This window comes from Kitasatospora cheerisanensis KCTC 2395 (assembly GCF_000696185.1).
GTDB lineage: Bacteria > Actinomycetota > Actinomycetes > Streptomycetales > Streptomycetaceae > Kitasatospora > Kitasatospora cheerisanensis.
Genome location: NZ_KK853997.1, coordinates 3,047,902 through 3,073,033 on the forward strand (window position 1 = coordinate 3,047,902; position 25,132 = coordinate 3,073,033).

Genomic DNA, 25,132 nt, shown 5'->3' on the forward strand with positions numbered 1-25,132 from the left:
AACCCCCTTGCCAGCTCAGGGAATTGGTCATCGACCACCGGAACCCGGCATCCCTCCCCAGAAAGGCGGTCCCTCCGTGACCACCGTCTCCACCCGCCGCCGCGTCCTGGCCGGCGCGGCCCTCGCCGCCGGCCTGTTCTGCACCACCGCCCCCGCGTTCGCCGCCCTCACCTCCCCCGAGGCAACGGCGTACGTGGTCTCGGCCGACGCTCTGAACGGCGCCGCCGCGGTGCCCCCGCAGCCGCTGTCCACCTACCCGCCGGGCGGCACCGTCACCGAGATCGGCCTGACCGTCGGCCCGTTCGCCACCAACTCCACGCTCACCGCGACCACGGCGGGCGACCCGGCGGCCGGCACCTCCTCCGCCTCCGCCACCGTCGACCAGCTGGGCATCACCTTCGGCCCGACCCTGTCCGCGGCGCTGACCGGCGTCAACTCCACCTGTGACGCCACCCCGAACGGCGCCACCGGCAACGGCGTCATCGCGGGCGGCACCGTCACCATCCTGGGCATCCCGACCACCCTGCAGGCGAACGCGCCGGTCAACACCGGCGTCAACCTGCCCGGCCTGGGCGAGCTGATCCTCAACGAGCAGTCCACCGACGCCAACGGGGTCCTCACCGTCAACGCCGTGCACTTCACCCTGCTGCCCGCCCTCGGCGGCGCCAACGTGATCGTCGGCCACGTCGAGTGCGGCGGCGCCCCGCCGGCCGGGACCGTCCCGATGATCAACACCAAGGTCGGCGTGATCGGCGGCTCGCTGGCCGCCGCGACCGTCCTCGGCACCGCGTACCTGCGGCGCCGCCGCGCCTGACCCGTCAGGCGCCGGAAGCCGGGTGCCCTCTCCCCTTCGACGCGAAGGCGGGAGGGCACCCGGCTGTCCGGGCCCGGGGCGCTCAGCCGACCAGCTCGGCCAGCCGCTCGGACCAGATGATCGAGTAGTGGCTGGTGCCGGGGAGCAGCTCGGTCGGCACGGTCACCTTCGCGGCCGTCAGCCGGTCCTCGTCGTACAGCGCCTGAGGTTCGTTCAGCAGCCCGCGCTCGGCGTACAGGAAGCGGACCGGCACGGTCAGGCGGTGGATCGCGCCGGCCGCCTCCGGGTCGAGCAGCACCTGGGTGCCGTCGGTGGTGATCGCCTCGTGGACGCAGGAGGAGACCAGCTCGGGGGCCTCGCCGATCAGGTCGCGCTGGGTATAGGCGTCGAGCTCCTCGCTCCAGTCGGCGAACGCGGGGTGCGCCCGCCAGAACGCGCGGTACGCCTCGCGGCTCTCGAACGTCATCGACAGCCGGGCCAGCGCCGGGCCGAGGACGGCGGCCAGCGCGTCCTCCTCGCGGACGCCCTCCGGCAGCGGGAAGGTGACCGCGCCGTCGACCAGCAGCAGGTCGGCGAGCAGCTCCGGGTACCGGGTGGCGGTGACGGCGGAGACCCAGGCGCCCATCGAGTGGCCGACCAGCCGGACCGGGCCGGCGTCCAGGTGCCGGATCAGCGCGGCCACGTCGTCCGCGTGCCGGCCGAGGCCCCACGGGCCGGGCAGTTCGCGGCTGGCGGCCCGGCCGCGCAGGTCGGGGGCGTACAGCGCGACCCGGCCGTCGAGCAGGCGGGCCAGGCCCGCCCAGGCCAGCGCGTTCGCGGTGATCCCGTGCACGGCGACCACCACGGGGGCGTCCGGCGCGGCCGCCGGCCAGTGCAGGACGGCGAGTTCGCCGCCGTCGACGGGGACGGTGAGGTGCTGGGGGAGGATCATGCGGCGCCTTCCGGGACGGCGGTGACGGACCCCTCGGCGGCCCGGGCGGCGCGGCCCGCCCGCAACCGGGCGGGGAGCCGGGCCAGGCCGCCGGGCAGCAGGTAGACCACGGCGACGAAGAGCGTACCGAGCAGGAACAGCGGCTGGGAGAGCGGAACCCGCAGCACGGACGGGAGTTCGGCGATCGACTCGGAGTTGGCGAGGTCGCCCAGCCGGTGCGCCGCCCAGGTGTACAGCACGCCGCCGAGCAGCGGCCCCCACCGGGTGCCGGAGCCGCCGAGCACCACCATCACCAGCAGCGCCAGCGTCGCGTCCGAGCTCGCCGCCTGCGGGGTGGCGCCGCCGGTGAGCAGCAGGTAGACCACGCCGCCGGCGCCGGCCAGGCCGCCGGCCACGGTGAACGCGACCAGCTTGAAGCCGTACGGCCGCAGGCCCAGCACCTCGACGCGGCGCTCGTTCTCCCGGATGCCGGCCCAGATCCGGCCGGTCGGCGAGGAGACCGTCCACTGCACCACGGCGAGCGTGACGACCAGGTACAGCACCGCGATCCAGTACAGGTTGGCGGTGTTCTGGATGCCGATCAGCGCGTCCGGCAGGTGCTCGGCGGGCGCGGAGCGGCCCTCCTCGCCGCCGGTCAGGCCGCCGGGGTTGCGCTGCACCAGGATCGCGCCGGCCTGGGCGAACGCCAGGGTGACCATGGAGAAGCCGATGCCGGTGACCCGCAGCGACACCGAGCCGAGCAGCAGCGCCAGCGCGATCGAGCAGGCGATGCCGAACACCGCGGCCGGGACGAAGCCGAGGCCGAGCTCCAGCATCGCCAGGTCGGTGGCGTACAGGCCGGTGGCGAAGTACAGGGCGTGGCCGAAGGACAGCAGGCCGGTGCGGCCGAGCAGCAGGTCGTAGCCGGTGGCGAGGCCGCCGTAGACCAGGCACAGCGCGATCAGCTGGAGGCTGCCGGGGCTGCCGAGCGGCCCGTCGAGCAGGCCGGGCAGCGGGAGGGTGCTGTACGGCGCGATCAGCAGGACGAGCAGCAGGGCCAGCGGCCACCAGCGCTTGAGGTGGGTGGTCATGCGAGTCTCCCGGTGAGTCCGCGCGGCTTGACGAGCAGCAGCACGGCCAGCAGGACGACCACGGACAGGTCACCCAGGCCGGCTGCGGTGTAGTAGTTGGCGAACTGCTGAACGAGTCCGACGCCGACCGAGGCGACGGCCGCGCCGGTGACGGAGCCCATGCCGCCCATCACCACGACCACGAACGCGAAGATCAGCAGCCCGGTGCCCTGGCCGGGGTTGAGCGAGCCGAAGTACAGGCCCGCCAGCGCCCCGCCGAGCGAGGCGGCGGCGCCGCCGATCGCGAAGACCAGCGTGAACGCCTTGCGGACGTCGATGCCGAGGGCGGTCACCATGGCGCGGTCCTCGACGCCGGCCCGGACGATCAGCCCGTACCGGGTCTTCGCCAGGAACAGCCGCAGCAGCACCAGCACGATCAGCGCGGCGGCCATCAGCACGAAGCGGTTGACCGGCACGGTCGCGCCGAGCAGCCGCACCGTGCCGGACAGCGACTCGGGCTGCGGGAACGGCCGGGCGTCGGCGCCCCAGATACCCATGATCAGCGCGGGCAGCGCGAGTCCGACGCCGACGGTGGCGAGGATCTGGTCCCGCGGCCGGGCGTACAGCGGCCGGATCAGGGCGAGTTCGAGCAGCACCGAGGCGGCGGTGCCGACCGCGGTGCCGAACGGGACGGCCAGCCAGAAGCCGAGCCCGCCGTCGGTGGCGGCCCACCACGCGGCGTACGCGCCGACGGACAGCAGCGCGCCGTGCGCGAAGTTGAGCACGTCCATCAGGCCGAAGATCAGCGACAGGCCGGAGGCGACCAGGAAGTACAGCGCGCCGAGCCCCAGTCCGGTGCAGGCGAGCAGGACGACGGTGTTCATCAGGAGGTCACCTCGGGTGCGGGGCGGTGGCTGCCGACGCCGAGCAGGCGGCGGGCGGCGTCCTCGTCGGCGAGCAGCTCGCGGGCGTCGCCCTGGTGGGCGGTGCGGCCGTCGGCGAGGACGGCGCAGTGGCCGGCGACCCGGCGGACCAGCGCCAGGTTCTGCTCGACCAGCAGCACGGGCACGGTCTCGGCGGCCCGGGCGAGCACGTCGGCGACCTCGGTGACGATCTTCGGGGCGAGGCCCTTGGTGGGCTCGTCGGCGATGATCAGCCGGTTGCCGTTGAGCAGCGTGCGGGCGATCGCGACCATCTGCTGCTGGCCGCCCGACAGCGTTCCGGCGGCCTGCTTGTGACGCTGCTTCAGCTCCGGGAACAGCTCGAACACCAGGTCGTAGGCGGGGGCGGAGTCCCGCTCCGCCAGGCGCAGGTTCTCGGCGACGCTGAGGCCGGCGAAGATGCCGCGGTCCTCGGGGGCGTAGCCGATGCCGCGGCGGACCACCAGGTGGGTGGGCAGCCGGCCGATGTCGGCGCCGTCGAACACCAGTGAGCCGGTGCGCGGGACGAGTCCCATGACGGCCTTGACGGTGGTGGTCTTGCCGGCGCCGTTGCGGCCGAGCAGCGCGGTGACCCCGGTGGCGGCGACGTCCAGGTCCACCCCGTGCAGGATGTGCAGTCCGTCGATCACCACCCTGAGGTCGCGGACGGCGAGCAGGGTCGTCACAGCGCCTCCCCGAGGTAGGCCCCCTGGACGGTTTCGTCGGCCATCACGGCCTCGGGGGTGTCGAGTGCGAGCAGGGTGCCGTGGTGCATCACGGCGAGCCGGTCGGCGAGGCCCAGCAGCACGTCCATGTGGTGCTCGACCATCAGCACGGTGCGGCCCTGCTCCTGGTGGACGGAGCGGATCAGCTCGACCAGGGCGGGCACCTCCTCGGCGCTCACCCCGGCCATCGGCTCGTCGAGCAGGATCAGCCGCGGGTTTCCGACCAGCAGCACGGCCAGCTCCAGCTTCCGCTTGCCGCCGTGCGACAGGGAACCGGCCAGGTCCTCGGCCCGGTCGGCGAGGCCGGTGCGCTCCAGGGTCTCCTCGACCTGCTGCCGGTAGCGGTCGGCGCGCCGCCAGATCCGGTAGGACGCGCCGGGCCCGGCGGCGGCCTGGGCGGCCAGCCGGACGTGGTCGGCGACGCTCAGCCCGGGCCACAGCGAGGAGGTCTGGAAGGTCCGGCCGAGGCCCCGCCGGGCCCGGGCGGGCACCGGCAGGGCGGTGATGTCGGCGCCGTCCAGGTAGAGGGTGCCGTGGCTGGCCGGGTAGATCCCGGAGATCAGGTTGAACAGGGAGGTCTTGCCCGCCCCGTTCGGGCCGATGAAGGCGACGAACTCGCCCTCGGCGACGTCGAGGGTGACGTCCTGGACGATCGGGACGCCGCGGACGGACCAGCCGAGGCCGTCCAGCCGCAGGACCGGGGCGGTGGTGCTCATGGCGGTCAGCCCGCCATCTTGGCGACCGGCGGGGCGACCTGCTCGGCGGACAGCACCTTCTCCGCGGTGGGCTTGGCGGCGGCGCCGGTGCCGGTCAGCTTGACCTGGAACATCGGCTGGAGCAGCGCGTGGTCCTCGGCGCGGACGGTGAGCTTGCCCTTGACGCCGTCGAAGCTCCAGCCCTCCAGGGACTTCACCAGCGCGTCGGTGTCCGCGTCGGAGCCCTTGTTGGCCTCCAGCGCGTGCACCACCATCTGGGCGGCGGTGAAGCCGTCCGGGGTGAACAGGTCGGACTTCGAGCCGTTCTTGGTGACGAAGTCGTTCATCGCCAGCTCGGCCTCGGTGCCGCCGGCCGCGCCGGAGAAGTAGTGGTTCAGGAAGTCGATCTTCTCGGCGGCGGGGCCGAACAGCGGGTAGGACGCGGCCACGTCGAGGCCGGTGACGACCTTGGTCGCGGAGAACACGTCCTGCTGGTTCAGCGAGGTCCACAGCGCGGAGGCGGTGTCGCCGGCCCAGGCGACGAACAGCAGGTCGGGCTTGGCGGCCTTGGCCTGGGTGGCGAACGGCGTCAGGTCGGTCGCGGACGGCGGGGCGAGCACCGCGTCCACGGTGGCGCCCTCGCCGCCGAGGACATCCTTGACGGCGGCCACGTTGGCCTGGCCGAAGGCGTTGTCCTGGGCGAGGACGGTGACCTTCTTGCCCTTGGCGTCGCCGATGAACGACGCCGCCGCCTTCGTGTCCTGGTAGGACTGCCGGCCGGAGCGGAAGGTGTACTTGTTCAGGCCGGTGACCTTGTCGGCGGCGGCCGGGCCGGAGATGAACAGCACCTTGTTCTGCGCGGCGATCGGGCCGACCTGCAGCGCCACGCCGGACGCGGTCGAGCCCGCCAGGATCTTGTAGTTCTTGCCGATCAGGTCCTTGGCCGCGGAGACCGCCTTCGCCGGGTCGCCCGCGTCGTCCTGCTCGGCGATCTCCACCGGGTGGCCGCCGACCGCGCCCGTGCCCTTGGTGGCGTACGACAGGCCCGCCTTGAAGCCCTCCAGGTACTGCTTGCCGTAGGCGGCCAGCGGGCCGGTCTTCGAGTAGACCAGGCCGACCTTGACCGGGCTCTTGTCGCCCCCGCCCGCCTCGGCCGAGGTGCCCGCCGTGCCGGCCTTGGCGCAGCCGGCCGCGAGCAGCACGCAGGCGGCCAGCGCGGCGAGCTTGCGGACGGGTCGTCTGGGGGTGGCGTCCGTGACTGACATGGTGGGGAGCTCCTGACGTGCCTGTGCTGGTGGGATGCCGGAACCGTAGGGGGGCCGCCCGGAAGGCGACATGTGACGGGAACACGCATCGGCGGGCACGGCTGTGTGGGTCGGTGACATGTCCGGGTGTCGGCCGCCGCGAGGTGTGCGGCCCCCACATGGATCGGCCCTGCTCCATGGCGTCGCCCGCCATGGAAAGCGTCCGGGCCTGCGGCGAGGGTGGGTGCCGCAGTCAGCCCTCCCCCTTCGAGAAGGTGGCCCCCTTGGACAAGGTCCTGGACTCCCCCGCCCACGCGGTCGGGGACATTCCCGACGGCGCGGTGCTCGCGGTCGGCGGCTTCGGCCTGTGCGGCATCCCGTCCACCCTGATCGACGCGCTCGTGGCGGCCGGCACCACCGGCCTGCGGGTGGTCTCGAACAACTGCGGCGTGGACGACTGGGGCCTGGGCCTGCTGCTGCGGGCCGGCCGGATCGCCCGGATGACCTCCAGCTACGTCGGCGAGAACAAGGAGTTCGCCCGCCAGTACCTGAACGGCGAACTCGAGGTCGAACTCACCCCGCAGGGCACCCTCGCCGAGCGGCTGCGGGCCGGCGGCGCGGGCATCCCCGCCTTCTACACCCCGGCCGGCGCCGGCACCCAGGTCGAGGAGGGCGGCCTGCCCTGGCGGTACGCGCCGGGCGGCGGCGAGATCGCGGTCGCCTCCCCGCCGAAGGAGGTCCGCGAGTTCGGCGGCCGCCGGTACCTGCTGGAGGAGGCGATCGTCGCCGACTTCGCGCTCGTCCGCGCCGAGGTCGCCGACCGGCACGGCAACTGCGTCTTCCACGCCGCGGCCCGCAACTTCAACCCGCTGTGCGCCACCGCCGGCCGGGTCACCGTCGTCGAGGCCGACCGCATCGTCGAGCCCGGCGAGCTGGACCCGGACGCCGTCCACCTGCCCGGCGTGTACGTGGACCGGGTGGTCGCCGCCGACCCGGCCGACCGCCGGATCGAGCGCCGCACCGTCAGCCGCACCGCCGCGAAGGAGTCCTGATGACCACCCAGCCGGACCCCCGCGACGTGCTCGCCGCCCGGGCCGCCCGCGAACTGCGCGACGGCCAGTACGTGAACCTCGGCATCGGCCTGCCCACCCTGATCCCCAACCACCTGCCGCCCGGCGTGCACGTGGTGCTGCACTCCGAGAACGGCATCCTCGGCGTCGGCCCCTACCCGGCGGACGCCGACGTCCACCCCGACCTGATCAACGCCGGGAAGGAGACCGTCACCGTCAACCCCGGTGCGGCGTACTTCGATTCGGCGTTCTCCTTCGGCATGGTGCGCTCCGGCCGGATCGACGTCTCGGTGCTCGGCGCGATGCAGGTCTCGGCCTCCGGCGACCTCGCCAACTGGATGATCCCCGGCAAGATGGTCAAGGGCATGGGCGGCGCGATGGACCTGGTCCACGGCGCCCGCCGGCTGATCGTGGTGATGGAGCACACCGCCAAGGACGGCACCCCGAAGATCGTCGACGAGCTGTCCCTGCCGGCCACCGGCCGCGGCGTCGTCCACCGCATCGTCACCGACCTGGCCGTCCTCGACGTCACCCCCGACGGCCTCCGCCTGGTCGAACTCGCCGGCGGCACCACCCTGGAGCAGCTCCGCGCCGCCACCGAGCCGGAGATCCTCACCGGCTGACCCCGGACGCGCCGCAGGGGCGGCGGGCGCCCCCTCACGCCCACCGCCCCTGCACCGACCGCTACTTCACGTTCGGGATGCTCCAGTCGACCGCCTGCTGGCCGAAGCCCTCCAGCGCGGCGTTGATCTGCGAGAACGGCTTGGTGCCGAAGAAGGTCTTCTGCGACAGCGGCGACGGGTGGCCGCTCTGCACCACCACGTGCTTCCCGGTGTCGATCAGCGCCAGCTTCTTCTTCGCGTAGCCGCCCCACAGCACGAACACGCAGGGCTCCTCGCGGGCGCTGACCGCCATGATCACCGCGTCGGTGAACTTCTCCCAGCCCTTGGCCTTGTGCGAGTTGGGCTCGTGCGCCCGCACGGTGAGCACCGCGTTCAGCAGCAGCACGCCCTGCTCGGCCCACGGCATCAGGTAGCCGTTGTCGGGCATCCGGAACGCACCGGTCTCCGGGTCCGTGAACAGGCCGAGGTCGGTGTGGAGCTCCTTGTAGATGTTGCGCAGCGACGGCGGGACCTTCACCCCGGGCAGCACCGAGAAGCTCATCCCGTGCGCCTGCCCGTTGTCGTGGTACGGGTCCTGGCCGAGGACCAGCACCCGGACGTCCTGGTACGCGGTCACGTCCAGCGCCGAGAACTCCTGCCCGGCGGGCGGGAACACCTCGTGCTCGGCCCGCTCGGCCGCCAGGAACTCCGCCAGCTGCGCGAAGTACGGCTTGCCGGTCTCCTCGGCGAGCACCGCGCGCCAGGACTCGGGCAGCTCCAGCGCGCCGCCCACGGACGCCTCGGCCAGCTCCGTCACGTTGTACCTCCCACCGGCCGCGCGCCGCACGGCGACCGCTCTCGCTCGAACGTTCCCGGGCCCGTCCCGGACCCGTTGCGAAGAACGCTACACAGTCGCGCCGACAGCCCGCGCCGCCCGCCGCACCCGCAGCGCCTCCCAGCCGTTCAGGCCCACCAGCACCACCGCCAGCACGGCCAGCACGGCCAGCGCCGGCAGCCGGTGCAGCGGGGTCAGCAGCAGCAGCGCCAGCAGCGCCGCCACCAGCCCGGCGGCCGCCAGCCGGGTCGGCGACAGCACCCCGAACATCATCCGCCGGGTGTAGTTGAAGGCCAGCAGGTACAGCGCGCTGCCGCCGTACAGCAGCCCCAGCGCGCCGCCGCCGAGCGCCTCCCCGGGCCGGGCCACCGTCTCGGCGAAGCCCACCGCGACGGTGATCACCCCGGCGATCAGCGCCAGGTGCCCGTACGAGAACACCCGCCGCATCATGTCGCGGCGCGACACCGCGGTCTCCAGGGCGAAGCGCATCGCGTCGGAGGCGTACCCGAAGTACTGCCACCACAGCGCGCAGGAGATCACGAACGCCACCGCCACCGAGGCGAGTCGGTCCGCGTGCAGCGGGCCGGACGCCACCGGGGCGCCGATCCCGACGATCGACTCGCCGAGCGCCACCAGCAGGAACAGGCCGAACCGCTCCGGCAGGTGCCCCGGGTGGTACTCGACCTTCGCCAGCCGCCGGCGGAACACCAGCGGCGCCGCCAGGTCCGCCGCCGCGGCCAGCGCCCACAGCACCTCCCGGGCCGGGGACGGCAGCAGCCCGCCGACCACCAGCAGCGGCCCGGTGACGAACGCGCCCACCCCGTACGGGCCGAGCCAGATCCGCCGCACCCGGCGGGCCAGCAGGCCGATCAGCACCAGCCGCGCCGCCCAGTACGCGCCGCCGAACAGCACCCCGCGGGCCCCGAACGCCGCCGGCAGCGCGAGCGCCATGAACAGCCCGGCCAGGCCCACCGCGAAGATCCCGAACCGGTCCCGCGGATTGTCCACGTCCCGGACGTTGGCCTGCACGGTGGTGCCCACCCAGCACCAGTACACCGGCACGAACGCCACCAGCGCCCGCCCGCAGCCCGCCCAGTCGTGGTGGTGGTGCAGCAAGGCCGACACCTGCGTCACCGCGAACACGAACACCAGGTCGAAGTACAGCTCCGCCCAGGTGACGCGCTTCTCCCCCATCCGAACTCCCCCGCACCCCATGCCCGTTGACGCCGCCCCGGGGGGACGACCGGCACAGGCTACCGGGGCCCGGAACCCCGGTCCGCCGACGGACCGTCCGTTCGTACCGCTATCTTGGGGGCGGCCAAGAGCCACCGGCGGGCCACCACGGGGGTGGGTCCGCCACGGGGGAGGGGATCGGCGATGAGTGACGTCTCCGGCAACGGGTTGTCCGGGTTCATCTACAACGCGGTGTCGACCGCGACGGCCGTGCAGACGGCGGCCATGGTCGCCGTGTCGCAGGCGCAGGCACTCGCGAACCAGGTCGGCGGCGGGGCCGTCCAGGTCGAGGTCGAGAACCTGCAGACCTTCAAGAACAAGGTCGACCAGATCCTGCGCGAGCTCGACGGCTCCCCCGCGAGCCACGGCGAGGTCTCCCAGCAGCAGTTGACCGGCCATCAGCTCGGACAGAACTTCGGCCAGGCCGGCGACCTGATGACCGCCTACACCAACGTGCACACCAACCTGGAGCGGCTCTCGCAGACCCTCGCCGCCCAGATCCAGGCGATGAGCGCGAGCGTCGGCCAGGCCGCCGGGACCTACAGCAACGCGGACGCCGAGCAGGAGGACCGGTTCCGGAGCATGGCCCGGACCGACGCGCAGCCCCGGACCGCCGCCTACCCGGCGAGCCCGCAGGCCCCGGCCACCGGCACCCAGCAAGGCGCGTACTGACGACCGCTCCGGCGACGGAGCTTCGGGGGAGAAGAGAGATGACCGAGAAGCGTTTCGTGCGGATGGCCCGTGACGGCGGCGAGATCGACGGCGCCAGCCACGAGGAACTGGTGGCGATGGTCCAGCACACGGACCCGGTCGCCGTCATGCAGGTGGGGCAGCGACTGCTGCTCGCCGCGCAGAAGATGGACGAGGTCAGCAACGAGCTGCACGCGCACATGAGCGGCCTCGACTGGGAGGGCAGCGCCGCCGACAGCTTCAAGTCCTGGGGCAGCCAGGTCTCCAGGTCCACCATGGACCTGGCCTCGTACTCGCGGAACGCCGGCACCTACATGGCCTCCGCCGGCGAGACGCTCTCCGCCGTCAAGTCGGGCATGCCCGACGTGCCGCACGCCGACATGAAGATCGTCAGCCGCTACAACGACCAGCCCAACACGGCCGTCACCGTCGGCGGCGCCGTCCTCGGCAGCGTCGTCCCCGGCGTCGGCACCGTCATCGGCGGCTGGGCGGCCGGCAAGGTCGCCGACATGGTCGACTCCGACTGGGTCACCCCCGAGGAGGCCCAGGCCGCGCAGCGCCGCGTCGAGCAGGCCCACAACGAGGCCGTCCAGCAGATGACCCGGCTCAGCCAGGCGTACGAGCAGTCGACCACCCGGCTCAACTCGGTCCAGCCGCCGGAGTTTCCGCCGCTGCCGGGGGACAACAGGCACGAGCAGGGACTCGAGAACGTCCCGGTCGGCGGGGGCGACGGCGGCGGAAGCGGGCGCGGCCCCGGTGGCGGAGGCATGCCGACGCCGCCCAGGGTGCAACCGGCCCCGGCTCCCAACCCGACCCCGCAGCCGACGCCGACTCCCGTCCCCAGGCCCGCGCCGTGGCAGCCGCCCGTGCACGGCGGGCCGGTGCAGCAGCCGCCGTGGAACCCGCCGGTCCACAACCCGCTTCCGCCGGTCACCGACCCGGTGATCAAGGACCCGGGCACCCGGATCGACCACACGCCGCCGCCCGGCACGACGCTCCCCGACCCGAGGATCCCGGTCCACGGCGGCGGGGCGGCGGCCTCGGCGGGGGCGGCCTCGGTGACCTCGGCGGCGGCACCGGCAGCGGCGGTGGCGGCCTGCACGGCGGCGGCTACCCGGGCGGCGGCATCGGTGGCGGCGGCCTGGGCGGCGGCGGCCTCGGTGGCGGCGGAACGGCCGGTGGCGGCCGGGCCGGCGGCGGCGTGCCGGGCACCGGCGGAGCCGGCGCGGGCGCGCGGCCCGGCGGCACCACCGCGAGCACCGCGGGCACGGGCCAGGCCGGCCAGGCGGGGCGCGCGGGCGCCCCGGGCATGGGCGGCATGCCGCACGGCGGTGGCGGCGCGGGCGCCGGCGGCGCCAAGGGCGGCGGCAGCGGTGCGCGCGGCAGCGGCCTGGTCGGCCGGGCGGGCGGCACCGTCGGCGGACAGCGCGGGTCGGGATCGGGCGGCGGGTTCACGCCGGGCGGCACCGGGCTGCGCGGTCGGGCCGAGCGGGGCGCCGACGGCCGGGCCGGCCAGGGTGCGTTCGGCGGCGGCCACGGCGGTGCGAACCGCAAGGGCAAGCCGCAGGGCAGGCGTCCCGACTACCTCAACGAGGACGAGGACACCTGGACGTCGGGCATGGGCCCGGTCAACCCGAATGTGATCGAGTAGGACCGCATCGACTGCCCGGCCGCAGGAGTCGGTTCCCCTGCGGCCGGGCAGCATCGTGCGGCCGGGCGACACCCGGCGGACATGACGGCGTGCGAAGGAGCGTGTGATGCGGCGAACGGGCGGGGCAGGACGGGGGCGGCGGCTCGCCGCGGCGACGGCGGTCGCCGGCGTCCTGTGGGGGTGGACGGCCGGGCCCGCACTCGCGGTGGACTCGATCCGCGCCCAGCAGTGGCATCTGGACGCGATGCACGCCGAGGAGATGTGGCGCACCAGCACCGGATCCGGCATCACCGTGGCCGTGGTGGACGGCGGTGTGAAGGGCGACGCGCCCGACCTCGCCGGGCAGTTGTTGGCCGGGACCGATTTCAGCACGCTGCCCGGGGGCGTGCTCTCCGACCAGGACGGCCACGGAACGTCCATGGCCAGCGCCATCGCCGGCACCGGGAAGGGCCTGAACGGCAACGGAGCGTACGGCCTCGCGCTCGGCGCGAAGATCCTCCCGATCAAGGTCGACTACATGGGAGGAGCGGGTAACGACAGCGCGATCCTGGACCAGATATCCCAGGCCATCACCTACGCGGCCGACCACAACGCCAAGATCATCAACGTCTCCTCGGGAGTCGCCGCGGACACGTTGAAGCCCGCCGACCTCGACAGGCTCAAGGCGGCCGTCGACCACGCGGCCTCCCGGGGCTCCCTGGTGTTCGCCTCGGCCGGCAACAGCGGCAACACCAGCAACCGCGTCGAGTACCCCTCCGCGATGAACGGCGTGGTCGCGGTGGCGGCCACCGACCAGAACGGAAAGGTCACGGCGGAGTCGGAGCACGGCCCGCAGGTCACGCTCGCCGCGCCGGGCGTGGACATCTACGGTGCCTGCACCGGCCCGTCCGGCTACTGCAAGGGCCACGGCACGTCCGGCGCCGCAGCGCTCACCTCCGCCTCCGCCGCCCTGATCTGGTCCGTCCACCCGAACTGGACCGCCAACCAGGTGCTGCGCGTCCTCATCAACACCGCCAGCAACCCGAAGGAGCGCAGCGACTACCTCGGCTACGGCACCGTCCGCCCGCGCATCGCGCTGACCGACCCCGGCGACCCGGGTCCGGCGAACGTCAGCCCGCTGCCCGCCGCGGCCGGGTCCTCGCCGAAGCCCGGCAAGTCCGACGGCGCGGCCGCGAAGCCGTCCGCGCCCGCCGACTCCCCGGCCGGGCAGGACCCGGCGGCGCAGCAGCCGGCCGCGAGCGGGAAGTCCTCGGGGTCGGGCAGCATGCCGCTGGTGATCGGCGGCGTGGCGGTGGCCGTCGTGCTGCTGGTGGTCGTGGTGATCGTGGTCGCCCGCCGCAACCGCCCTGCCGCGGCGGGCCCGGTTCCGCCGTTCCCGGGCCAGCCCATGCCCAGCCAGCCCATGCCCGGTCAGCCGCCGTACGGCCAGGCCCCGCCACCGCAGCAGCCCCCGTACGGGCAGGCGTCCCAGCCGTACGGGCAGCAGCCCCCGTACGGTCAGCCGCCGCAGTCGTACGGCCAGCAGCCCCCGTACGGTCAGCAGCCGCCGGGCGGCGGGAACCCGTACGCGGGCTGAGCGGACGGACGTGGCGGCCACGGACGGCGGCGGGCCGGGACCGCCCGGGCCGCCGCCGTCGGCGTTCGCGGGGCTCACCGGCGCGGACGCCCCTGTGGGCGGCGGTCGCGGCGCACTAGGCTGAGGCACGTTGGGGCAGCCAGTGGCGCCCGACCGGCCAGCGGTGTCCGGTCGGAGCGATGCACATCGATCGTTCGACCGTCGCAAGACCGAGGAGAGACCCACCGTGGCAGACCGCAAGCCCATCGAGACCTGGCTGACCGACATGGACGGAGTCCTCATCCACGAGGGCGTGCCGATCCCGGGGGCCGACGCCTTCATCAAGCGGCTGCGTGAGTCCGGAAAGCCCTTCCTGGTGCTCACCAACAACTCCATCTACACCCAGCGGGACCTGCACGCCCGGCTGTCCCGGATGGGCCTGGACGTGCCCGCCGAGCACATCTGGACGTCCGCGCTGGCGACCGCGAAGTTCCTGTCCGACCAGCGGCCGAACGGCACCGCGTACGTGATCGGCGAGGCCGGCCTGACCACCGCGCTGCACGACGTCGGCTACGTGCTGACGGACAGCGACCCGGACTTCGTGGTGCTCGGCGAGACCCGCACCTACTCGTTCGAGGCGATGACGAAGGCGGTCCGGCTGATCGACGCGGGCGCCCGGTTCATCGCCACCAACCCGGACGAGACCGGCCCGTCCGCCGAGGGCGCGCTGCCGGCGACCGGCGCGGTCGCGGCGCTGATCACCAAGGCGACCGGCGTGGAGCCGTACTTCGTCGGCAAGCCGAACCCGCTGATGATGCGGGCCGGCCTGAACGCGATCGGCGCGCACTCGGAGAACAGCGCGATGATCGGCGACCGGATGGACACCGACATCGTCTCCGGCATGGAGGCCGGCATGTCGACCTTCCTGGTGCTGACCGGCCTCACCCAGGCCGGCGACGTGGACCGCTTCCCGTACCGGCCGACCCAGGTGGTGGAGTCCATCGCGGACCTGGTCGAGCTGATCTGACCCACCGTCGGAAGGGCTCCCCGGCACCGCCGACGGGCCCTTCCGACGTGTTGTTGCCCACCGGCCGCGCATCCTCGGCGAACGGCCCGACCGGACCAGGCCGTGCAGCCACCCGGAGTGCACCCGCCGCTGGTGCTCGATGGCCGGCTGCGGCAACCGCGCGAAGGCCCAGCGCCACTACGCCCGGCAGAAGAACGCCTGAGCCCGGCCCGCCGGGGCCGGCCGTCCGCGGACACCGCGTGACCGCCCGGCCCCGCCCCGTCGCCGCCCGGCGGGGCCACCTGAAGGCAGCCTTAAGCGGCGCCTAACTACCCTGACGTACCGTCAGTTTCCGTTCCCCGTACGGCTAGCGTCCCGGTCACACCCTCCGCACGACGCAAGGAGCCCCGCCCGTGGCCTCCGTCCGCCGCACCGCCGTCCTGCTGGCCGCCGCCGCCCTGCTCGGCGGCCCGGCCGCCGTCCCGGCCGCCGCCGATCCCGTCGGCCGCACCACCGCCCTCGCCGACGGGGACGCCGCCGACGGCGTGCTGCTGTCGCTCGGGTCGGTGCTGCTGCTGACCGGCGCGGCGGCGGCCACCGTGCACCGCCGCAGGCCGGGCGGTCCGGCCGGGCCGCGCCGACCGGGGCCGCGGAGGGGCGGCCTCCGCCGCTCCGGGGGACGGGGATGGTTGAGTGGGGGCATGAGCACGCCCCCTGCCCCGTTCCGCGTCGGACTGATCGGCTACGGCCTGGCCGGCTCGGCCTTCCACGCCCCGCTGATCGCCACCACCCCCGGACTCCGGCTGGACGCGGTGGTCACCGCCAACCCCGACCGCCGCGCCCAGCTGCACCGCGACCACCCCGGCGCCCGCGCCCTCGACAACCCGGACCAGCTGTTCGAGGACGCCGACCGCTTCGACCTGGTGGTGATCGCCTCCCCCAACCGCACCCACGTGCCGCTGGCCCGCACCGCCCTGCTGGCCGGCCTGGCCACCGTCGTCGACAAGCCGCTCGCCGCGACCAGCGCCGAGGCCCGCGACCTGTGCGAGTTCGCCGAGAAGTCCGGCCTGCTGCTGTCGGTGTTCCAGAACCGGCGCTGGGACGGCGACTTCCTCACCGCCCGCCGCCTGATCGAGGAGGGCCGGCTCGGCCGGGTGCACCGCTTCGAGTCCCGGTTCGAGCGCTTCCGCCCCAAGCCCAAGCCCGGCTGGCGCGAGCTCGCCGACCCCGCCGAGGTCGGCGGCACCCTGTACGACCTGGGCAGCCACCTGGTCGACCAGGCCCTCGCCCTGTTCGGGCCGGTCGAGACGGTGTACGCGGAGATCGACGTCCGCCGGGACGGCGCGGTGGTCGACGACGACGCGTTCCTCGCCCTCACCCACAGCGGCGGCGTCCGCTCCCAGCTGTGGACCAGCGCCCTCGCCCCGCTCGCCGGGCCGCGCCTGCGGGTGCTCGGCGACAGCGCCGGGTACGTCAAGTTCGGCATGGACCCGCAGGAGGCCGCGCTGCGGGCCGGCCGCCGCCCCGGACCGGCCGCCACCCACTGGGGCGACGACGACCCCGCCGCGTACGGCCTGCTCGGCGCCGACGGCGACGCCGAGCCCGTCCCCACCGACCCCGGCGACTACCCGGCCTACTACGCGGGCATCACCGCCTCGCTCGCCGAGCACACCCCGCCGCCGGTCGACCCCCGGGACGCCGTCGCCACCCTCGCCGTGCTGGAGGCCGCCCGGGCCTCCGCCGCGACCGCGAAGGTCGTCCGCCTGCCCTGACCCGTGCCGTCACCGGCGGGAGGCGGACCAACTGCTGTTCCCCGACCCGCCGGTGACGTAGCATCGGGACGGACCCGGCCCGAAGGAGGTGCGCACGTGCTCGTCACTCCCCTCCTGCTCGTGCTGCTCCGGGTCCTCACCGGAGACCTGCCGGCCGGCCCGGGCGCCGTCACCACCGCGGCCGTGCTGCTGCTGACCTGCGCCGTCACCCTGGCCCTCGGCCCGGCCCGGCTCCCCGTCGCCGGCAACCCGGCCGCGATCCACGCCGCCGCGCTGCGCCGCCGCGCCTACCGCACCGCGTACCTCCCCCGCGCGACCCGGCCGCCCGGGCCGCCCCGCCCCCGAGCGCCGGGCCGCGCCCCGGCGGCCGCCTGAGGGGCACTCACCTCCCGCTCGCGCCGTAGCTCCCGCACGCTGAGGCGCGGGAGCCGGGCGAGCGACCACGCACAGCCTTCGGCTCCCGTGCCGCACGCCGTCCTCCGGCGTGCCGTCGGACCCCTCCGGCACGTCCGCCCTCCGCGTACCCGTCCGCAGTCCCACGCGCACCCACCGGAGAGCCCACCCATGTCCGTCCTGAGCGTCCTGGACCCCGCCGTCCGTCTCGCCCACGCCGCCGTCGCGGCCCTCGCCGCCGTCGTCCCCACGGCCGTCGCGATCGTCCTCTTCACCCTCGCGGTCCGCGCCGCCCTGCACCCGCTCGCCCGCTCCGCGGCCCGCGGCGAGCGGGCCCGGGCCCGGATCGCGCCGCAGGTCGAGAAGTTGAAGAAGCGTCACGGCAAGGACCGGGAGCGGCTGGCCCGCGAACTGACGGCCCTGAACCGCGCCGAGGGCGTCTCCCCGTTCGCGGGCCTGCTGCCGGCCCTCGCGCAGGCGCCGTTCTTCTCGGTGATGTACCGCCTGTTCACCACCGCCCCGGGCAACCTGCTGGACGCCACCCTCGCGGGAGTCCCGCTCGGCACCCACCCGACCGCCGCCCACACCCCGGCCCAGTTCGCGGTGTTCGCCGTCCTGGAGGCCGCGCTCCTCGCGCTGGCCTGGTGGAACGTCCGCCGCGCGAGCGCGATGCCGGTGCCGGCGGACGCCCCCGCGGGTCTCGGCCTGATGCGCTGGCTGGCGTTCGGCACGCCGCTGTTCGCGCTGCTGCTGCCGCTCGCGGGCGGCGTCTACCTGCTGACCAGCACCGCGTGGACGGCGGCCGAGCGCTGGTACCTGCACCGCCCGGCCACCGCCCCCGCCACCGCCGTCGACGAGCAGAAGAGCACCGCCCCCGCCGCCCGTCAGCCGGTGCGCCGCCAGCCCGCCAGGTAGGCGTCGATCTCGCCGGTGAGCCGCTGCTTGCCCGCCGCGTCCAGGAAGGAGGCTTCCACGGCGTTGCGGGCGAGCCCGGCGATCCCGGTCTCGTCGAGGCCGAGCAACTTCGCGGCGACCGCGTACTCGGTGTTGAGGTCGGTGCCGAACATCGGCGGATCGTCGCTGTTGACGGTGACCAGCAGGCCGGCGTCGACCATCTGCCGGATCGGGTGCTCCTCGATCCGCTCGACCACCCGGGTCGCCAGGTTGGAGGTCGGGCAGACCTCCAACGGGATCCGGTGCTCGCCGAGGTGGTCGACCAGCGCCGGGTCCTTCACCGACTGGGTGCCGTGGCCGATGCGTTCGGCGCCGAGCAGCCGGATCGCGTCCCAGACGGTCTCCGGCCCGGTGGACTCGCCGGCGTGCGGCACGCTGTGCAGGCCGGCCGCCCGGGCCCGGTCGAAGTAGGGCTTGAACTGCGGCCGCGGCACGCCGATCTCGGGGCCGCCGAGGCCGAAGGAGACGAGTCCGGCGGGCGCCAGGTCGAGGGCGAGCCGGGCGGTCTCCTCGGCGGAGGCGAGGCCGGCCTCGCCGGGGATGTCGAAGCACCAGCGCAGGACGACGCCGAGTTCCTTCTCGGCGGCCAGCCGGGCGTCCTCGATCGCCTCCATGAAGGCGACGTCGGGGATGCCGCGGCTGACCGAGGAGTAGGGCGTGACGGTCAGTTCGGCGTACCGGATGTTCTGCCGGGCCATGTCCTGGGCGACGCCGTAGGTGAGCGCCCGGACGTCCTCGGCGTCGCGGATCAGGTCGACGACGCTCAGGTACACCTCGATGAAGTGCGCGAAGTCGGTGAAGGTGAAGTACTCGGCGAGCGCCTCCGGGTCCATCGGGACCTTGGTGCGCCCGGCGTGCCGGGCGGCGAGCTCGGCGACCACCCGCGGCGAGGCCGAGCCGACGTGGTGCACGTGCAGCTCCGCCTTCGGCATTCCCGCGATGAACGCCTCGATCCCCTGGGCTCCCTCGGCCATGGCACGCTCCCGTCTACTCACCCCGACCCGGACAGACCTCGCATGCTAACCCGCCGGGGCGAATTGCGCGGTCACCACTTGGCGGTGAGCTTCTTCAGCGCCTCGCGCGCCTGGGCCCGGCCCTCGAAGACCTGCCGCTCGGGGTCGACGTCGACGAACACCGACACGGTGACGGCACCCTTGCGGGCGATCACGTACGAGAACGGCCGCGGGTCGGTCCGGCCGCCGTCGGTGGTGTCGTACACGGCGAGGCCCTCCTCGGAGTACACCTCGTCGGCGCCGGCCACCTGCGGCGACTCGATGTCGTGGACGGTCTGGAAGGCGTCGTGGGTCTCGACGTCGGTGTAGTTCTCGCAGCGCTTGGTGTTGTCCCGGCGCTCGGCGACGTCCTTGGCGGCCGCGTCGGCGGTGCCGAACACGCTGGCCGCGGTGTTGGCGAAGGTGCTGTCCTTCTCGTGGTCCTGGCGCACGAACCGGTAGGTGTTGGCGACCAGGCCCTTGACGGCGGTGCCGTCGGACTTGAACTTGCAGGACTTGTCCATGACCTGGTTGCCCCGGTCGGTGTTGTCGTCGCCGTCGGCGACGAAGGCGTTGTCCCACTCCTTGGCGCTCAGCGCCAGCTTGTCGGCCTTGGCCTGCGCGGCGGCGTCGCCGCCCGCGGTGCTGCCGCTCGGACGGTTGCTGGGCTTGGCGGGCTCCTTGGCCTTGCCGCTGGCCGGTGCGGACGCCGGGCCGAGGCCGCCGCGCTGGGCGAAGTCCCGCCGGCCGCGCCGGTGGCGGCGTCGTCCTCGTTGCAGGCCGTCAGGACCAGGCCGGTCGCCATCAGCGCCGCGACCCGCAGACCCAGCGTGCGCGTACGTACTGTCATCCCCGTCAACTCCCCCGTGCAGTACTTGGCTTCGGCCCCCCTGGCCGCCGCCGATCGGTCGATCACCCTACCCAAGGGCTCGGACGCGCGCCCACCGGGGCGGCGGCGGCCGGGGCGACGGCCGACGGGCCGTCAGCCGCCCAGGGCGGTGCTGACGGTGTGGATGAGCAGGCCCGCCAGGGCGCCGACCACGGTGCCGTTGATCCGGATGAACTGCAGGTCACGGCCCACGTTGGCCTCGATCTTGCGGGAGGCGTCGTCGGCGTCCCAGCCGGCCACGGTGTCGGAGATCAGCGAGGTGATCTCCTGCCGGTAGGTGGAGACCACGTACTCGGCGGCGTCCAGCAGCCAGCCGTCGGTCTTGGCCTGGAGTTTGCCATCGGTGGCGAGGCGGCGGCCGAGCGAGCGCAGGCCCTCGGTGAGCCGGCGGCGCAGTTCGCTGTCCTGGTCCTCGGCCGCGTTCAGCACCAGGGTTCGCACCGCGGACCACGAGGAGGCGATCAGGTCCTGCACCTCGGGGCGGTCCAGCAGGTCGGACTTGGCGCGCTCGACCCGGGCGATGGTCTCCGGGTCGTGTTGGAGTTCCTGTGCGAAGTCCGCGAGGAAGTTGTCGAGGGCACCACGCGCGGGGTGCGCGGGGTCGTCGCGGACGTCGGTGACGAAGCGCAGCAGTTCCTTGTAGACGCGTTCGCCGACCTGCTGGTCGAGGAACCTGGGCGTCCAGCCGGGGGTCTTGGCGGTGACCCGGGCGATCACCTCGACGTGGTGCTCGACCAGCCAGTCGCGGGCCCGGACCGCGACCAGGTCGACCACGCCGCGGTGCCCTCCGTCGGCGACGATCTTGCCGAGCATCCGGCCGGCCGGTTCGGCGACCGAGGTGGCGGCGGCCCGCCGGGTGATCGCCTCGGCGACCACGGCCTGCACGTCCTCGTCGCGCAGCACCGCGAGCACGCCGCGCAGCGCGGCCGCGGCCTCGTGGGTGACGCGTTCGGCGCTGCCGGGCGCGGACAGCCACTCGCCGAGCCGCCGGGCCACCCCGATCCGGCCGAGCCGGGCCCGGACCACCGGCGCGGACAGGAAGTTGTCGCCGACGAAGTCGCCGAGCGAGCGCCCGAACGCGTCCTTCTTGGTGGGGATGATCGCGGTGTGCGGGATCGGCAGCCCGAACGGGCGGCGGAACAGCGCGGTGACGGCGAACCAGTCGGCGAGCGCGCCGACCATGCCGGCCTCGGCCGCGGCCGCCACGTAGCCCGCCCAACTGCCCGCGCCGGCCGCGCCCGCCCAGGTGGCGAGCGCGAAGACGACCGTGGCCAGGCCGAACAGGCCGGTGGCGATGGTCTTCATCCGCCGTACGCCCTGGCGCTTGGCCTCGTCGGCGGCGGTGAAGCTGACTCCTGGTGCCGTCTCGTCCACACTCACCCCGTCAGATTGGCACACCGGTCGCACGAAATGACCGCCGCCTCGCGAATCCACCGGCGGGACGCGCCGTTCACGGGTCGGAGCGGGCCGGTCAGCGGTCCGGTCAGCGGGCGGGTTCGGCGGCGCCCGCGTAGATCCGGGCGATCACGTCCTCGATGGCGGGTTCGCGCACCGACAGGTCGACCAGCGGGTAGCGCTCGGCGACGGCGGCGACCAGCGGCGCGGCGCTCTGCCGGGCCGGGAACGCCAGCCACTGCCGGGGGCCTTCGACCTTGACGGTGCGCACCCCGGGCAGCTCGATCGGCGGGTGCGCGGCGGCCAGGTCGACCACCAGGGTGCGTTCGCTCTCGCCGGCCGCGTGCAGCTGCTCCAGCGGGCCGTCCAGGACCAGCCGGCCGTGGTCGATCACCATCACCCGGCCGCACAACTGCTCGATGTCGGTGAGGTCGTGGGTGGTGAGCAGCACGGTGGTGCGCCGGTCCCGGTTGGTCTCGCGGAGGAACTCGCGGACCTTGGTCCTGCTGATCACGTCGAGTCCGATGGTCGGCTCGTCCAGGTAGAGCACGCTGGGGTCGTGCAGCAGGGCGGCGGCGAGGTCGCCGCGCATCCGCTGGCCGAGCGAGAGCTGGCGCACCGGGGTGTCCAGCAGCGCGCCCAGGTCGAGCAGTTCGACGCACCGGTCGAGGTTGGCCCGGTAGCGGGCGTCGGGGATCCGGTAGATCCGGCGGGCCAGTTCGTAGCTGTCGCGCAGCGGCAGGTCCCACCACAGGGTGGTGCGCTGGCCGAACACCACGCCGATCCGCCGGGCCAGCGCGGCCCGCCGCGCGGCGGGGTCGACGCCGGCCACCCGCAGGCGTCCGCCGCTGGGCACCAGGATGCCGGTGAGCATCTTGACGGTGGTGGACTTGCCGGCCCCGTTCGGGCCGATGTAGCCGACGCACTCGCCCTCCTCGACCTGGAAGGTGAGCCCGTCCACGGCCCGCACCTCGCGCTTCTCGCGCCGCCAACGGCCGTTCCCGGTCCGGACGGTGAAGCTCCGTCGGACGTCCTCGACCTCGATCACCGCCATGGGCTCCTCCTCCTTCGGTGTCAGCTGCCGGTGGAGCGGTAGGCGCGCAGCCCGGCCCGCCAGGCGACCGCCGCCGCCAGCATGCACAGCGCGGCCGCGAGCGGCGACGCGAACCGGAACGCGACGGGCAGCCCGAGCGGGTCGGGCCGGCCCAGGATGTGCAGCGCGGGCAGCCAGTTGACGAACGCCAGCGGCACCCCGAACACGGTGCCCGCGACGACCTCCTTGGCGAACACCGTCGGCGGGTACTGGAGCAGCGTGGAGCCGCCGTAGGTGACGGAGTTCTGGAGCTCGGCGGCGTCGCCCCACCAGAACTGCACGCAGGAGCAGCCCACGAAGACCGCGCAGAAGATGACGGAGCCGCAGAGCAGCAGCGCGGGCACCATCAGCACCCGGTCCCAGGTCCACCGCACGTCCAGCGCGGCGAGCGACCAGCCGAGCACCGCGAACGCCTGCACCAGCCGGCCCAGCCGCCGCAACGAGAAGCGCTCGGCGGCGAGTTGGGACAGCGCCGGGGCGGGCCGGATCAGCATGGTGTCGAGCGCCCCGGACCGCACCCGCTCCCCCAGCGCGCCGACCGAGCCGACCAGGAAGTTGGCCGTCCCGAGCGCCACCGAACTCGTCCCGTACAGGAACCCGGTCTCCGGCAGCGTCCAGCCGGCCAGTTGGCGGGTGTGCCGGAACATCAGGATCAGCACCGCGAAGTCCAGGAAGGTGATCAGCACGTTGGCGGCCAGGCTCAGCACGAACGACGCCCGGTAGGTCAGCATCGACCGGGCCCACATCGCGGCGATCAGCCACCAGGACCGCACCGCCCACCCGGCCCGGGCGGCGAGCGTCTCGTCCTCAACCACCCTGCACCACCACCTTGCGCACGGCCAGCGCCTGCACCGCCCGGCCCGCCGCCAACAGGACGGCCGCCCAGGCGAGTTGGAACGCGTACAGGTTCAGCAGGCTCTGCCCGGTGCGCCGTTGCAGCAGCACGTCGGCGGGCAGCTGCACCATCGCCGAGAACGGCAGCACCCGGGCCAACTCGCCCAGCAGGCCCGGGAACAGGGCCAGCGGCAGCAGCGTCCCGGAGAAGAACATCGACACCACCATCATGGCCGCCCGCACCCCTTCCGCGTCGTGCAGCCAGAACCCGGTCAGCGAGACCAGGAACCGCAGCCCGAAGCTCACCAGCAGCCCCAGCGCGACGGCGAGCAGGAACTCCGCCCACACCAGCGGCTGCCGGGGCAGCGTCAGGTCGAACGCCAGCGCCCCCACCGCCATCGGCACCGCGCCCCGGGTGACCAGCTGGAACGCGGCCCGCCCCACGTCCGACGCCAGCCACCACCCCTGGAAGTCCACCGGCCGGTACAGGTCGATCGCAATGTCCCCGCTCCGGAACCGCGCCTGCACGTCGTCCTGGAACCCGCCGCCCCACACCGCGACCGTCACCAGCAGCGCCTGGCTGATCCAGATGTACGTGACGGCCTGCCGCGCGTCGTACCCCCCGAGCCCGGGCCGCGCGTGCCACAGCGCCAGCATCGTCGAGGCCAGGATCCCCCCGAACACCGTGTTGGTGACCGCCCCCGCCACCGTCGCCGCCCGGTACGTCGAGTACCGCCGGAACGCACCTCCGGCGACGGCCGAGTAGACGCCGAGCACTTCACCGCCTCCTCGACGGGGCTACCGGACAGGGTGCGCGAAGCAGGGGCGCGGGGAACTGCGCGAAGCGGAAGGCACCCGACCGCGGGATCGCGGCACCGGACAGCGACTTGCACGTGCCCGCGACCTTACGGACGCTGTGCGCGCTTGTCGCGCGATTTCCCGCGCCCCGGCTGTCTCCCTTACAGGTACAGCCCCGTCGACCCCTCCAGGTCCCCGAAGCGGCCTGCGGCCACCGCGTGCAGGTCGCGCTCCCGGAGCAGCACGTACGTCGCCCCGCGGACCTCGACCTCCAGCTTGTCCTCGGGGTCGTAGAGCACCCGGTCGCCCGGTTCCACGGACCGGACGCTCTGGCCGACGGCCACCGCCTCGGCCCATGCGCAGCGGCGGGACAGTTCGGCGGTGGCGGGGATCAGGATGCCGCCGGTGGAGCGGCGTTCGCCTTCGCCGGTCTCGGTCCTGACCAGGACCCGGTCGTGCAGCATCCGGATCGGGAGCTTCTCCCCGAGCCGGTCGTGCCGTCCTTCGTCGCCGTGCCCGGCCGTGTCTCGCGCGTCGTTCTCACTCACGCCCCGACGGTACCGGACACCGAAAACGGCGGGGCCCCGGGCTCCCGGCCCGTGACCCCGCCGTCGCGGCGGTCGGTTCAGCCCTTGCGGCGCCGCTTCGCGGAGGCGATCAGCAGCACCACGCCGACGCCGACCAGCGCGACCGGCACGATCCGCTCGGGCCGGAGCCGGCCGTCCTCGTCCACGAACCTGGACTTGACCTGCTCGACGGCGCCGCTCGCGGCGACGTACGCCTTGCCGGCCTTCTGCTCGACCGTCGCGCGCAGCTTGGCCTTGGTCTGGGCGGCGACGGTGGCCGGGTGCACGCGCATGGCCAGCTCGTCGAGGGTCGCGGCGAGCCTGTCCCTGGTCCCGGCGATGTCCGCCTCGATCTGGGCCGTCGTGCGTGGTGCCGACGTGTCCTTGCTGCTCGCTGCCACTGGGGCCACCCCATCTCTGTCACCG

At 74.1% G+C, this 25,132-nt stretch carries 26 protein-coding genes and 1 pseudogene; 11 read left to right on the top strand and 16 right to left on the bottom strand.

The features are described from left to right. The first annotated feature begins 76 nt into the window (after positions 1 to 76). A complete protein-coding gene (locus tag KCH_RS13720) occupies positions 77 to 814 on the top strand; it encodes a choice-of-anchor P family protein (protein ID WP_035863006.1) in 738 nt (245 codons plus the stop codon). A gap of 82 nt (positions 815 to 896) precedes the next feature. On the opposite strand, the gene KCH_RS13725 is transcribed toward KCH_RS13720, so the two are convergent. From KCH_RS13725 to KCH_RS13750, 6 genes are read right to left on the bottom strand one after another with little or no spacing between them, the layout of a single operon-like run. Then, on the bottom strand, positions 897 to 1,745 hold the full coding sequence (locus KCH_RS13725) for an alpha/beta fold hydrolase (protein WP_035863008.1): 849 nt from the start codon (positions 1,743 to 1,745) through the stop codon (positions 897 to 899). After that, the gene (locus KCH_RS13730) at positions 1,742 to 2,815 is read right to left on the bottom strand and encodes a branched-chain amino acid ABC transporter permease (RefSeq protein WP_051653046.1); all 1,074 of its coding nucleotides are present in this window, start codon (positions 2,813 to 2,815) and stop codon (positions 1,742 to 1,744) included. Before KCH_RS13730 ends, KCH_RS13725 begins: the two co-directional genes overlap by 4 nt. Beyond that, a complete protein-coding gene (locus KCH_RS13735) occupies positions 2,812 to 3,678 on the bottom strand; it encodes a branched-chain amino acid ABC transporter permease (protein WP_035863010.1) in 867 nt (288 codons plus the stop codon). Before KCH_RS13735 ends, KCH_RS13730 begins: the two co-directional genes overlap by 4 nt. After that, positions 3,678 to 4,400 (bottom strand): ABC transporter ATP-binding protein, encoded by a 723-nt coding sequence (locus KCH_RS13740; protein WP_035863013.1) that lies wholly within the window; start codon positions 4,398 to 4,400, stop codon positions 3,678 to 3,680. The genes KCH_RS13735 and KCH_RS13740 overlap by 1 nt, the downstream gene beginning before the upstream one ends. Next, positions 4,397 to 5,155: an ABC transporter ATP-binding protein gene (locus KCH_RS13745; RefSeq protein ID WP_051653047.1), complete on the bottom strand. Its 759-nt coding sequence runs from the start codon at positions 5,153 to 5,155 to the stop codon at positions 4,397 to 4,399. Before KCH_RS13745 ends, KCH_RS13740 begins: the two co-directional genes overlap by 4 nt. Before the next feature lie 5 nt (positions 5,156 to 5,160). Beyond that, positions 5,161 to 6,399 carry a substrate-binding domain-containing protein gene (locus KCH_RS13750; RefSeq protein WP_035863014.1) on the bottom strand — a complete coding sequence of 413 codons (1,239 nt, stop codon included), beginning with the start codon at positions 6,397 to 6,399 and terminating at the stop codon, positions 5,161 to 5,163. 263 nt (positions 6,400 to 6,662) lie between these two features. Here KCH_RS13750 and KCH_RS13755 point away from each other — a divergent pair, with 263 nt between their 5' ends. Beyond that, a complete protein-coding gene (locus KCH_RS13755) occupies positions 6,663 to 7,430 on the top strand; it encodes a CoA transferase subunit A (RefSeq protein ID WP_035863015.1) in 768 nt (255 codons plus the stop codon). Next, positions 7,430 to 8,071, top strand: coding sequence for a 3-oxoacid CoA-transferase subunit B (locus tag KCH_RS13760; protein WP_035863017.1), 642 nt, complete (start codon positions 7,430 to 7,432; stop codon positions 8,069 to 8,071). The genes KCH_RS13755 and KCH_RS13760 overlap by 1 nt, the downstream gene beginning before the upstream one ends. A 61-nt stretch (positions 8,072 to 8,132) precedes the next feature. Here the strand turns inward: KCH_RS13760 and KCH_RS13765 are convergent, their stop codons facing one another. Next, positions 8,133 to 8,867 (bottom strand): uracil-DNA glycosylase, encoded by a 735-nt coding sequence (locus KCH_RS13765; RefSeq protein ID WP_084223589.1) that lies wholly within the window; start codon positions 8,865 to 8,867, stop codon positions 8,133 to 8,135. 87 nt (positions 8,868 to 8,954) lie between these two features. Next, positions 8,955 to 10,079 carry a low temperature requirement protein A gene (locus KCH_RS13770; protein WP_051653048.1) on the bottom strand — a complete coding sequence of 375 codons (1,125 nt, stop codon included), beginning with the start codon at positions 10,077 to 10,079 and terminating at the stop codon, positions 8,955 to 8,957. Between the two features lie 183 nt (positions 10,080 to 10,262). Here KCH_RS13770 and KCH_RS37270 point away from each other — a divergent pair, with 183 nt between their 5' ends. The 8 genes and pseudogenes from KCH_RS37270 (at position 10,263) to yidC (ending at position 18,100) form a co-directional block, all read left to right on the top strand. After that, the gene (locus KCH_RS37270) at positions 10,263 to 10,790 is read left to right on the top strand and encodes a hypothetical protein (RefSeq protein WP_051653049.1); all 528 of its coding nucleotides are present in this window, start codon (positions 10,263 to 10,265) and stop codon (positions 10,788 to 10,790) included. 38 nt (positions 10,791 to 10,828) lie between these two features. After that, on the top strand, positions 10,829 to 12,451 hold the full coding sequence (locus tag KCH_RS46020) for a WXG100 family type VII secretion target (RefSeq protein WP_035863020.1): 1,623 nt from the start codon (positions 10,829 to 10,831) through the stop codon (positions 12,449 to 12,451). Positions 12,452 to 12,565: 114 nt separating this feature from the next. After that, the gene (mycP, locus tag KCH_RS13785) at positions 12,566 to 14,035 is read left to right on the top strand and encodes a type VII secretion-associated serine protease mycosin (protein ID WP_084223594.1); all 1,470 of its coding nucleotides are present in this window, start codon (positions 12,566 to 12,568) and stop codon (positions 14,033 to 14,035) included. A gap of 226 nt (positions 14,036 to 14,261) precedes the next feature. Further along, complete coding sequence (locus KCH_RS13790; protein ID WP_035863023.1) at positions 14,262 to 15,041, top strand: HAD-IIA family hydrolase; 780 nt, start codon at positions 14,262 to 14,264, stop codon at positions 15,039 to 15,041. A 67-nt stretch (positions 15,042 to 15,108) separates the two neighbouring features. Next, positions 15,109 to 15,243 (top strand): annotated as a pseudogene (locus KCH_RS39590) (CGNR zinc finger domain-containing protein); the annotation flags it as partial. Positions 15,244 to 15,721: 478 nt separating this feature from the next. Continuing rightward, positions 15,722 to 16,792 (top strand): Gfo/Idh/MocA family protein, encoded by a 1,071-nt coding sequence (locus KCH_RS13795; RefSeq protein WP_035871954.1) that lies wholly within the window; start codon positions 15,722 to 15,724, stop codon positions 16,790 to 16,792. A gap of 96 nt (positions 16,793 to 16,888) precedes the next feature. Beyond that, positions 16,889 to 17,167, top strand: coding sequence for a hypothetical protein (locus KCH_RS13800; RefSeq protein WP_035863024.1), 279 nt, complete (start codon positions 16,889 to 16,891; stop codon positions 17,165 to 17,167). 189 nt (positions 17,168 to 17,356) lie between these two features. Then, the gene (yidC, locus tag KCH_RS13805; protein ID WP_063750145.1) at positions 17,357 to 18,100 is read left to right on the top strand and encodes a membrane protein insertase YidC; all 744 of its coding nucleotides are present in this window, start codon (positions 17,357 to 17,359) and stop codon (positions 18,098 to 18,100) included. Here the strand turns inward: yidC and KCH_RS13810 are convergent. From KCH_RS13810 to KCH_RS13845, 8 genes are all read right to left on the bottom strand, one after another. After that, positions 18,070 to 19,113 (bottom strand): adenosine deaminase, encoded by a 1,044-nt coding sequence (locus tag KCH_RS13810; RefSeq protein ID WP_035863025.1) that lies wholly within the window; start codon positions 19,111 to 19,113, stop codon positions 18,070 to 18,072. The two genes, yidC and KCH_RS13810, sit on opposite strands and share 31 nt — an antisense overlap. Positions 19,114 to 19,184: 71 nt before the next feature. Next, on the bottom strand, positions 19,185 to 19,655 hold the full coding sequence (locus KCH_RS13815; RefSeq protein ID WP_035863027.1) for a sensor domain-containing protein: 471 nt from the start codon (positions 19,653 to 19,655) through the stop codon (positions 19,185 to 19,187). 458 nt (positions 19,656 to 20,113) lie between these two features. Continuing rightward, the gene (locus KCH_RS13820) at positions 20,114 to 21,394 is read right to left on the bottom strand and encodes a DUF445 domain-containing protein (protein ID WP_208866055.1); all 1,281 of its coding nucleotides are present in this window, start codon (positions 21,392 to 21,394) and stop codon (positions 20,114 to 20,116) included. Positions 21,395 to 21,503: 109 nt separating this feature from the next. After that, positions 21,504 to 22,469: an ABC transporter ATP-binding protein gene (locus KCH_RS13825; protein ID WP_035863030.1), complete on the bottom strand. Its 966-nt coding sequence runs from the start codon at positions 22,467 to 22,469 to the stop codon at positions 21,504 to 21,506. A gap of 20 nt (positions 22,470 to 22,489) precedes the next feature. Further along, on the bottom strand, positions 22,490 to 23,323 hold the full coding sequence (locus tag KCH_RS13830) for an ABC transporter permease (RefSeq protein ID WP_051653052.1): 834 nt from the start codon (positions 23,321 to 23,323) through the stop codon (positions 22,490 to 22,492). After that, positions 23,316 to 24,119 (bottom strand): ABC transporter permease, encoded by an 804-nt coding sequence (locus KCH_RS13835; RefSeq protein WP_035863032.1) that lies wholly within the window; start codon positions 24,117 to 24,119, stop codon positions 23,316 to 23,318. The genes KCH_RS13830 and KCH_RS13835 overlap by 8 nt, the downstream gene beginning before the upstream one ends. A gap of 182 nt (positions 24,120 to 24,301) precedes the next feature. Beyond that, positions 24,302 to 24,604, bottom strand: a complete 303-nt coding sequence (locus KCH_RS13840; protein ID WP_051732111.1) for a GroES family chaperonin — start codon at positions 24,602 to 24,604, stop codon at positions 24,302 to 24,304. Between the two features lie 161 nt (positions 24,605 to 24,765). Next, positions 24,766 to 25,107: a DUF3618 domain-containing protein gene (locus KCH_RS13845; protein WP_035863038.1), complete on the bottom strand. Its 342-nt coding sequence runs from the start codon at positions 25,105 to 25,107 to the stop codon at positions 24,766 to 24,768. Positions 25,108 to 25,132 lie beyond the last annotated feature (25 nt).